Annotated in this window: 8 protein-coding genes, 2 pseudogenes and 1 riboswitch; of the genes and pseudogenes, 8 read left to right on the forward strand and 2 right to left on the reverse strand. The window is 63.0% G+C overall.

The genetic code is table 11. The features are described from left to right. Positions 1–125 precede the first annotated feature (125 nt). Both ribB and EOA22_RS18090 read left to right on the forward strand, forming a co-directional pair. Positions 126–1226 carry a 3,4-dihydroxy-2-butanone-4-phosphate synthase gene (ribB, locus tag EOA22_RS18085; protein ID WP_127390121.1) on the forward strand — a complete coding sequence of 367 codons (1101 nt, stop codon included), beginning with the start codon at positions 126–128 and terminating at the stop codon, positions 1224–1226. Between the two features lie 33 nt (positions 1227–1259). After that, positions 1260–1802, forward strand: a complete 543-nt coding sequence (locus tag EOA22_RS18090) for a GNAT family N-acetyltransferase (protein ID WP_063167667.1) — start codon at positions 1260–1262, stop codon at positions 1800–1802. Positions 1803–1839: 37 nt separating this feature from the next. On the opposite strand, the gene EOA22_RS18095 is transcribed toward EOA22_RS18090, so the two are convergent. After that, complete coding sequence (locus EOA22_RS18095; RefSeq protein ID WP_063167668.1) at positions 1840–3063, reverse strand: MFS transporter; 1224 nt, start codon at positions 3061–3063, stop codon at positions 1840–1842. Between the two features lie 120 nt (positions 3064–3183). On the opposite strand from EOA22_RS18095, the gene EOA22_RS18100 reads away from it, so the two are divergent. Continuing rightward, a complete protein-coding gene (locus EOA22_RS18100) occupies positions 3184–3792 on the forward strand; it encodes a TetR/AcrR family transcriptional regulator (RefSeq protein ID WP_013532796.1) in 609 nt (202 codons plus the stop codon). Between the two features lie 284 nt (positions 3793–4076). Beyond that, positions 4077–5060 carry a hypothetical protein gene (locus tag EOA22_RS18105; protein ID WP_063167669.1) on the forward strand — a complete coding sequence of 328 codons (984 nt, stop codon included), beginning with the start codon at positions 4077–4079 and terminating at the stop codon, positions 5058–5060. Positions 5061–5182: 122 nt separating this feature from the next. Here the strand turns inward: EOA22_RS18105 and bluB are convergent. Further along, positions 5183–5908, reverse strand: a pseudogene (gene bluB, locus EOA22_RS38935) (5,6-dimethylbenzimidazole synthase); the annotation flags it as partial. 2 nt (positions 5909–5910) lie between these two features. Continuing rightward, positions 5911–6091, reverse strand: a riboswitch (cobalamin riboswitch). Positions 6092–6212: 121 nt separating this feature from the next. On the opposite strand from bluB, the gene EOA22_RS18115 reads away from it, so the two are divergent. From EOA22_RS18115 to EOA22_RS18130, 4 genes and pseudogenes are all read left to right on the forward strand, one after another. Further along, positions 6213–7139 (forward strand): histone deacetylase family protein, encoded by a 927-nt coding sequence (locus EOA22_RS18115; RefSeq protein WP_063167671.1) that lies wholly within the window; start codon positions 6213–6215, stop codon positions 7137–7139. Between the two features lie 3 nt (positions 7140–7142). Continuing rightward, positions 7143–7394 (forward strand): exodeoxyribonuclease VII small subunit, encoded by a 252-nt coding sequence (locus EOA22_RS18120; RefSeq protein ID WP_013532792.1) that lies wholly within the window; start codon positions 7143–7145, stop codon positions 7392–7394. A 110-nt stretch (positions 7395–7504) separates the two neighbouring features. Beyond that, complete coding sequence (locus tag EOA22_RS18125) at positions 7505–7771, forward strand: DUF2277 domain-containing protein (protein ID WP_013532791.1); 267 nt, start codon at positions 7505–7507, stop codon at positions 7769–7771. Positions 7772–7810: 39 nt separating this feature from the next. Continuing rightward, positions 7811–7994: pseudogene (locus tag EOA22_RS18130) on the forward strand (hypothetical protein); the annotation flags it as partial.

The raw sequence follows: 7994 nt of genomic DNA on the forward strand, positions 1-7994 counted from the left end.
GAATAGGGGAATAGGGGAATAGGGGAATATGTTGCGCTCTTAGCCCGGCCGGCCAAATCTTTTTGCTTTTCCCTACTCCCTTACTGCCCTACTCCCTTATTCCCCTGCGAGCAAAGCGAGCACTTATGCCTTACGACCAGAAGAAAATCGTCGAAGCCCTGCGTGCTTTCGAACGCGGCGAGATCGTCGTCGTCATGGATGATGACGGGCGCGAGAACGAGGGCGACCTGATCGTCGCCGCTGTCCACTGCACGCCCGAAAAGATGGCGTTCATCGTTCGCCACACCTCCGGCATCGTCTGTACGCCGATGCCGCGCGAAGAAGCCAAGCGGCTGAACCTTGCCCCCATGGTCGCCGACAACGATTCCGCCCACACCACCGCTTTCACCGTCAGTGTCGATTTCAAGCATGGCACCACGACCGGCATCTCGGCCGAAGATCGCACTTTGACCGTTCGCAATCTTGCCAACGGCAATGTCGGTGGCCCGGATTTCGTCCGGCCCGGCCACATCTTCCCGCTGATCGCGCGCGAAGGCGGCGTGCTGATGCGCTCAGGCCATACCGAAGCAGCGGTCGATCTGTGCAAGCTCGCCGGCCTGCCGCCGGTTGGCGTCATTTCCGAGCTGGTCAATGATGACGGCACCGTCAAGCGCGGTCCGCAGGTGCAGGCTTTCGCCGAGGAGCATGGCCTCAAGCAGGTTTCGGTCGCCGACCTCATCGCCTACCGGCAGCGCAAGGAAACGCTGGTCGAACGCGTCGCCTGCTCGGAAATCGACACGCTCGGCGGCAAGGCACAGGTCTTCACCTACACGCTGCCGTGGGACTCCATGCATCACATCGCCATCGTCTGCGGCGACATTCGTGACGGCGAGGACGTGCCGGTGCGTCTGCATTCGGAGGATGTGGTGACCGATGTCTTCGGCACCAGCCACCGGCTCGACGCCATCATGAAGACAATGGGCGAGCGCAGGCGCGGTGTCATCGTCTATCTCAGAGAAGGCTCCGTCGGCGTTGCGCATCAGGAGCGCAAGCGGCCGGCAAGCGGCGACCGCGAGGATCACGAAGAGGCGCGCCGCCGTGAAAACGAGTGGCGCGAGATCGGGCTAGGCGCCCAGATACTCAAGGATCTCGGCATCTCCTCGATCAACCTGATCGCCTCGCGCGAACGCCACTATGTCGGCCTTGAAGGTTTTGGCATCCACATCGCCAAGACCGAGATCCTCTGAGCCTCCCGTCGATCCGGTTGCCGGAGAAGACGGATGAATGCGTCCCTGCCTTCCAGCCAGCGCAGCGAGCGGCTTTTGCTGCGCCGCCCAGAAGAGGCTGATCTGGATTTCCTGATCGATCTCTTTTCGCGCCGGGAACTTGTTGCGCATCGTCCGGGCCCTGTCCCGGATACAGCCCAGCAGAGCGCCGCGCGGCTGACGCGCGACATCGGTCATTGGCACAAGCACGGCTTTGGCCGCTGGGCGGTCGAGGCGGATGAAAAGCTGGTCGGCTTCGGCGGCGTCACGGTATCGGCGGATTTCGACGGTCTGAACCTGTCCTATCATCTTCATCCGGCGAGCTGGGGACATGGCTATGCCACGGAATTGGTGACGGAAGCACTGCGCACCGCGTTCGGCCCCTTGCGTGCCGATCGGGTTGTCGGCCTCGTCCGCCCCGCCAATCCGGCTTCGCGACGGGTGCTGGAGAAATGTGGCTTCGTCTTCGAAAAAGAGGTGATTCTGCACGGGGCGCCAACGATAGTTTTGGCATTGGCGCACCCAAGAAGAGTCAATATTTCAGGCCCGGCTGCCTAGAGCGGCGCGCCCGGCCTAAGGCCCGGGCGCGCCGGAACTATTCCGCAGCAATCGCGGCTGCTTCGCATCCGTCCGTCTCGCACTCAGCCGTGGCAAGGCTGCGCTGGCCAAGCAGCACCGTGGCCAGCGCGATCGTGCCTGAAGCCACAGAGACCCAGAACCCGTTCTGGGCACCGAACGCATCGACCACCGCGCCGGCCGCGAACGAGCCGAGCGCCATGCCGATGCCGATGCCGGTCATGACCCAGGTAATGCCTTCGGTCAGCATCGCCTCCGGCACATGCCGCTCGATCAGGCCGAAGGCGGTGATGAAGGTCGGCGAGATCGCCACGCCGCTGATGAACACGGTCAGCGCCAGCAGTGGCACGGTGTCGGCGGTGAGCGGCAACAGCGTGCCGAGCGCGACGAGGGCGACTGCGATGGCCAACTGGCGTTGCAGCGGCGCCTTCAGGCTGAGCGCGCCGACGATGATGCCGAGCACGAACGATCCCAGCGCATAAACGCCGATGACAAGGCTGGCGGCGCCGGGCTGGCCAAGCTCCTTGGTGATCGCCACGGTGCTGACTTCCGTCGTCGCGAAGGTCGCGCCGATGAAGATCAGGGCGAAGGTGATGATCTGAACCGGCCGCAGGCGGATCGCCGAGCCGCTTGAGCCATGGTCCACCGGCCGCACTTGCGGCTCCGTCGAGCGTTGCAGGATGAAGGCCGCTGATCCGAATGCGAGAAATAATGTGCTCACCAGAACGCCGGCTTCCGGGAACAGGGCAGCACTGAGACCGACCGATAGCGATGCCCCGGCGATATAGACCAGTTCATCGGCCGCGGACTCGAAGGCGAATGCGGTGTTCATCTGCGGCCGTCCGCGGAAAATCTCTGTCCAGCGCGCCCGCACCATCGCCGGCATGCTTGGCATGGCCGCGGCCAGTAAGGCCGACACGAACAGCGTCCACACCGGCCAGTCCTGGTTGGCCGCCGCTATCAGGACGGCGAAAGCCAGCACCGCGATGATGGTGGTGGGCACGACGATCCGTGTCTGGCCCAGGCGGTCCACCAGTCTGGATATCTGCGGCGCAACGAAAGCGTTGGCCAGCGCGTATGTTGCCGAGACGGCTCCGGCCAGCCAGTATTCGCCACGCGTCTGCGACAGCATCGCCACGATGCCGATGGGCGCCATGGCGATCGGCAGGCGCGCCATGAATCCGGCGGCCGCAAAGCCCTTGGTTCCGGGGGCACGAAAGATTTCCGCATAGGGATTTTGCATGGGTGGTTCCTCGACAAAGGACGATTCGGCAATTACATACGAAGCGTATGATTGTTAAATAGAGCATACGCCGCGTATGTCAATTGGCATACGTTACGTATGTGAATAGGGCCAGAAGCCATGCACAGACCCCGCAAGGAGATGATCGCCGAGACGCGCGCAAAGCTGATCGCGGCGGCCCGCCATGCCTTCGGCACAACAGGCTATGCGGAAGCCTCGATGGATGATTTCACCGCTTCGGCCGGGCTGACGCGCGGCGCGCTCTATCATCATTTCGGCGACAAGAAGGGGCTGCTGCAGGCGGTCATAGCCCAGATCGACGGCGAAATGGCGGCGCGCATCAATGAGGTCGCGTCGAGAGCGCCGACCCGCTGGCAGCATTTCGTCGACGAGTGCTCGACCTATATCGAGATGGCGCTGGAGCCGGAAATCCAGCGCATCATGTTCCGGGATGGCCCGGCCGTGCTGGGGGATCCAGCGCAATGGCCGAATGCCAGTGCGTGCATCGTGTCAATGACCGACCATCTGACCGCGCTGCAGGAGGAGGGGGTCGTTGTCTCGAGCCTCGACCCCGAGACGGCCTCGCGACTGATCAACGGAGCGAGCAGCCAGGCAGCGCAACGGATCGCCAATTCGGACGACCCCGAAGCGACGTCCAAGAAGGTGGTGACGGCGTTCAAGCAACTGCTCGAAGGCCTGCTCAAGAAGCCGGATCCGCAGTCGAATTGAAGTTCCCACCGGAGCTTTTCGTGCCGGCAGCTGTTCCCGATAGGAATTTTTTCTTGACACCTGCCCTCAGCTAAGGTACATATTCGTCCATGGTGCTGATTTGCGCCGGTGACCCGCCGCACAGGCGGGTTTTTCGTTTGATGCTCCGTCAGACAATGCGCCGGCGAAAGGCTGCGAAAGAAAACCGTTGCCCAGAATTCGTCGCCCTGTGGTGCCAGGGCCGGCAATTGACAATCGCCGGGTTGAGTTCATCCTCTTCCACCATCTCTGAGGCGGAGGGGCACATGTGGGATTTCGAGATCGGCCGGTCGGTGTCCATCATGATGCGGACCTGGCCGTTCATCGTCTTTCGTATGATCGTCTATTTCGGCATCACGCTGGCCTACATCATGGCGACCGGCACCGGTGCCTCGGTCGGCTATGGCGTCGGCCATATCTCCACCGATCCCGACGGGCCCATGTCCTTTGCCCTGTGGGGCGGCGTGGTCGGGTTTGGCATCGTCTCGATCGCGGTCTACTGGATCCGCGAATACATCCTCTATATCGTCAAGGCCGGCCACATCGCCGTCATGGTTCATCTGATCGACGGCCGCGACATTCCCGGCGGTCAGGACCAGATCGCCTACGCCAGGGATGTCGTCACCCAGCGTTTTGCCGAGGCCAATATCCTTTTCGTCGTCGACCAGCTCGTCAAGGGTGCCATCCGCGCCATCACCGGCCTGCTCGGCGGTATCGCCGCCTTCCTGCCGATACCGGGCCTGAGCGGCCTGGTCTCCTTCATCAACACGGTGATCCGCCTGTCGCTGACCTATGTCGACGAGATCATCCTCGGTTACAACATCCGCATCAATTCAGCCTCACCCTTCGAGACGGCGCGCCAAGGCGTCGTGCTCTATGCCCAGAACGGCAAGGTCATGGTCAAGAACGCCGTCTGGCTGGCGGTCATCATGTGGGGCGTGTCGTTCGTCATCTTTCTGATGATGCTGGCGCCTGCCGGCGCCATTCTGTTCCTGATGCCCGGCCAGCTCGCCGGCTGGGCCTTCGTGCTCGCCATCGTCTTCGCCTGGGCATTCAAGGCGGCCTTCATCGAGCCTTTCGCCATCGCTTGCCTGATGCAGGTCTATTTCAAGACCATCGCGGGCCAGGTGCCGGATCCGGCCTGGGACGCCCGGTTGGCCGAGGCGTCGTCGAAGTTCAGGGAGCTCAAGGACAAGGCGCTCGCCTCCTTCGGCGGTTCGCGCTGGGGTACGGCCGGCGCCACACCCTGATCGGCCGGGCAGGTGGTGTCTGGTGAGGCAGAAACGGTGTTGAGGCGCGCCACGGTGGACTTGAGCTGTGTCTCGCCTTGCCCGGAAAACGTCTCGCTCATGATCAGTTCCGGCAGCGGCAGCCGCCGTCCCCAACCATGCGTTTCAAGGTCCGGTTTGGAAGCGAACTCGGAAACACGGCCGACGCAGAGATAGGCGATTGGCGTTACGTGATCCGGAATGGCCAACAGCCGCTTCAGCGCCTCAGCCTCGATGATGCTCACCCAGCCGACGCCAACGCCCTCGGCACGCGCGGCCAGCCAGAAATTCTGCACCGCGCAGACGGTGCTGTAGAGATCCATCTCCGGATTGTGCCAGCGTCCCAGCGGCGAACCCTTCGAGCGCTGCCGGTCGCAAGTGATGCAGATGTTGAGCGCGCTCTCGCAGATGCCTTCCAGCTTGAGCTTGCGGTACAGCGCCTGTTTTTCCGCCTCGATCGCCGGCAGTTCCTGCTCGCGCGCGGCCAGGAACAGGTCGCGCACCTCCGCTCGTCGTCCGGCATCGCGAATGACAATGAAATTCCATGGCTGCATGAAGCCGACCGATGGCGCGTGATGGGCGGCAAGCAGCAGCCGCGCCAGCACGTCGTCATCGATCGCGGTGGGCAGGAAATGGCTGCGCACGTCGCGCCGCGTGAACATGGCGCGATAGACCGCATCGCGCGCATTCTGGTCGAATCCATCGTCAATGGCAGCGGTCATATGTTCCGGCATCGCTTGTCCCCTTGCGATTGCAGATTCAAAACGGTCAGAGCGTACTTTGTGCGTCCAAATGGACGCACGTCGCTCTGATGCCACCCGCCCGACCATGCGGATGACGATGCCTGCCAGGCCGGTCTTCTGGCTTGGGATCAACCCGCGTCCGGTGCCTTCCCGTCATCGACAGTGGCATTTACCGGCGCGGTCCCCCTCACAGCGTTGGGCACGCCACGGAATTCAACCGTGTTCCCGATTCTCCCGCTTGCGGCGGGCACCAGGCAGTGCCAAGGACTTTACGCCGAAGCGCCGGCGAGGCCAATGCCTGCGGCGACACGAATGGACGCAGGCGCGATTTTCCCCAGTCATCGGCCGCCCGTGCATGGCCTTTGTCGATCCGGGTCACTAGATTAGGACGATGACCACCCGTCTCTACACGCATCCGATCTTCCTCGAGCATCTCACGCCGCCCGGACATCCCGAGCGGCCCGACCGCCTGCGTGCCATCGAGCGCGTGCTCGACGAGGAAGCCTTTGCCGGGCTCGATCGTATCCAGGCGCCGGAAGGCGACGAGGCCACCATCCTCTACGCGCATCCCGCCGATTTCGTCGCCCGCGTGCGCGCCGCCATTCCCGACGAGGGGATTGCCCGCATCGATGCCGACACCACTGCCAGTCCGAAGAGCTGGCAAGCGGCGATCACCGCGATCGGCGCCGCCAACGCCGCCGTCGATGATGTCTTTTCGGGCCGCGCCGACAACGTCTTCGTCGCCGCCCGGCCGCCCGGCCATCATGCCGAAAAGACCACGGCCATGGGCTTCTGCCTGTTCAACACGGCGGCGATCGCGGCGCGTTATGCGCAGAAGAAACACGGTGTCGAGCGCGTTGCCATCGTCGACTGGGACGTGCATCACGGCAATGGCACGCAGGATATTTTCTGGGACGATCCCTCGGTGCTCTATTGCTCGACACACCAGATGCCGCTTTATCCCGGCACCGGAGCGAAGACCGAAACGGGCGCCGGCAACATCGTCAACGCACCGCTGGCGCCGCAGACCGGCAGCGAAGTGTTTCGCGATGCCTTCCTGTCGCGCGTCCTGCCCGCGCTCGACAATTTCGCGCCCGACCTGATCATCATTTCGGCCGGGTTCGACGCGCACCACCGCGATCCGCTGGCCGAGATCAATCTGACCGAGGATGATTTCGATTGGGCGACCGGCCAGCTGATGCAGCGCGCGGCACGCCACAGCGGCAACCGGCTCGTCAGCCTGCTCGAGGGCGGCTACGATCTGCAGGGATTGGCATTTTCGGTCGCCGCCCATGTCGGGCGACTGATGAAAGGATGAACGATGGCTGGTGAGACCAACGAAGACGTCAAGGCGATGAGCTTCGAGCAGGCACTCGATGCGCTGGAGAAGATCGTCGATGATCTGGAGCGTGGCGACGTGCCGCTCGACCAGTCGATCAGGATCTATGAACGTGGCGAGGCGCTGAAGGCGCATTGCGACCGGCTGCTGAAGGCCGCCGAGGACAAGGTCGAGAAGATCAGGCTGTCGCGCGACGGCAAGCCGGTTGGAACGGAGCCGCTCGACGCGGATTGAGGCCGGTCCGAACGATGGCCTCGCCTCACCGGTTTTTGGACATGATCATGATCGAGGATATAACTCGTTGCGATTGAAACAGCTCAAGGACAAGAGGAGATACGGAAGCGATGTGCAGAAACATCAAGACCCTGTTCAATTTTGATCCGCCGGCAACCAATGACGAGGTGCGCGACGCGGCCCTTCAGTTCGTCCGCAAGCTGAGCGGAACGACGCGACCCTCGAAGCAGAACCAGCACGCCTTCGATCATGCCGTCGACGCCATCGCGGCCTCGGCGCGCGAACTGCTCGATTCCCTGGAAACCCATCAGCATCCGCGCAATCGCGAAGAGGTGGCGGCCAAGCTGCGGGCAAAGGCGGCCATCCGCTTTGCCTGATGCGGCCAGGCGGCCTTCGACCACCGACAAGGAGAGTCCATGAGCTTCTTCCCCGGGAAAGACCCTGAGGTGGGCGATGCGTTCGCCAGCGATCAGATCGAATTGATGGTCATTCCGAACGCCAAGGACATCGGTGGTTTTCAGGTGCGCCGTGCCCTGCCAACGGCAAAAAGGCGGTTGGTCGGTCCGTTCATCTTCTTCGACCGCATGGGTCCCGCGATCC

The organism is Mesorhizobium sp. M7A.F.Ca.US.014.04.1.1 (assembly GCF_003998745.1).
Lineage (GTDB): Bacteria > Pseudomonadota > Alphaproteobacteria > Rhizobiales > Rhizobiaceae > Mesorhizobium > Mesorhizobium ciceri.